We start from the raw sequence: 1,477 nt of genomic DNA, 5'->3' as shown, positions 1-1,477 counted from the left end.
AGTCGCCGGAGCCGGCGGCCGGCGCGGTGGACCCGGGCGCGGCACTGTACTGGGGCTTCGGGCGGGTGCTGCGCCGTGAGCACCCCGAGCTGCGGCCGGTGCTGGTGGACGTGGCCGGCGCGGACCCCGACTGGGCGGCGCGGTGTGCCGCCGAACTGGCCGGGGAGGACGGCGCGGACCAGGTGCTGCTGCGCGGTGGCGAGCGGCTGGTGGGCCGGCTGGTGCGCGGCCTGGCCGCGGCGGCGGACGCCCCCGCGCGGCCGGCCCCGCGTTCGGCGGGCCCGCAGCCGTTCCGGCTCGCCCCGGACCGTCAGGGCACCTGGGACGGCCTGGCGTTCCGCCCGCTGGAGCGGCGCGCGCCCGGCGCCGGGGAGATCGAGATCGCGGTGGGTTCGGCCGCGCTGAACTTCATCGACGTGATGAAGGTGATGGGCACCTACCCCGACCCGTCGGCCGACGCCCGGCTGCTCGGCCTGGACGGCGCGGGCGTGGTGACCAGGACCGGCGAGGGCGTCACCCGCTTCGCCGTCGGGGACCGGGTGGTCGCCTGCACCGGGGGCGGCGCGCTGGCCACCCACTGGACGGTGCTCGCCGACCACGCGCAGCCCGTCCCGGCGGGGATGTCCGACGAGGACGCGGCGGCGTTCCCGGCGGTGACCATCACCGCCTGGTACGGGCTGCGGCACCTGGCCGCGCTGGCGCCCGGCGAGACGGTGCTGGTGCACTCGGCGGCCGGCGGCCTGGGCCTGGCGGCGATCGAGGTGGCCCGGCTGCTCGGCGCCGAGGTGCTGGCCACGGCGGGCAGCGAGGAGAAGCGCGCCCATCTGCGCGGTCTCGGCGTCCGGCACGTCTTCGACTCCCGGGACCTCTCCTGGGCGGAGCTGGTGCGCGAGGCGACCGGCGGCCGGGGCGTGGACGTCGTGCTCAACTCGCTGACCGGCGCGGCGATCCCGCTGGGCCTGGAGGTGCTGGCCGAGGGCGGCCGGTTCGTCGAGGTGGGCAAGGCCGACATCTACGCCGGGCGCACGCTGGGCCTGGACGCGTTCCGCAAGGGGATCACCCTGGCCTCGCTGGACCTCGCGGGGGTGATCGCCCGCCGTCCGGCGCTGTTCACCCGGCTCTTCGCCGAGGTGTGGGAGCGGGTCGAGGAGGGCGGGCTGCGGCCGCTGCCGGTGCTGCGCCGGCCGTTCGCGCGGGCCGCCGAGGCGATGCGGGAGATGGCGCGCGGCAACCACATCGGCAAGTTCGTGCTGTCCGACCCGGCGACGGTCGCCGAGGTGGCGCCGGAGCCGCTGCGGGACGGCCGGTTCCGGGGCGACGGCGCCTACCTGATCACCGGAGGCCTGGGCGCGCTCGGCCTGTCGCTGGCGGAGTTCATGGCCGAGCGGGGCGCGGGCCGGCTGGCCCTGGTCGGGCGCTCGGCGCCGTCCGGGGAGGCGGTGGCGCGGATCGAGGCGCTGCGGGCGCGCGGGGTGCT

1 protein-coding gene is annotated in these 1,477 nt (G+C 78.3%); it reads left to right on the top strand.

The genetic code is table 11. The annotated features are described in order from the left end of the window. Positions 1-1,477 (top strand): zinc-binding dehydrogenase (locus tag ABD308_RS25025; protein WP_344338816.1); only part of this gene is annotated, 1,477 nt, incomplete at both ends.

The sequence above is a fragment of the Kitasatospora putterlickiae genome (assembly GCF_039527695.1).
GTDB lineage: Bacteria > Actinomycetota > Actinomycetes > Streptomycetales > Streptomycetaceae > Kitasatospora > Kitasatospora putterlickiae.
The sequence above is the reverse complement of the archived record's forward strand: the minus strand, read 5'-3'. Positions and strand labels throughout refer to the sequence as shown.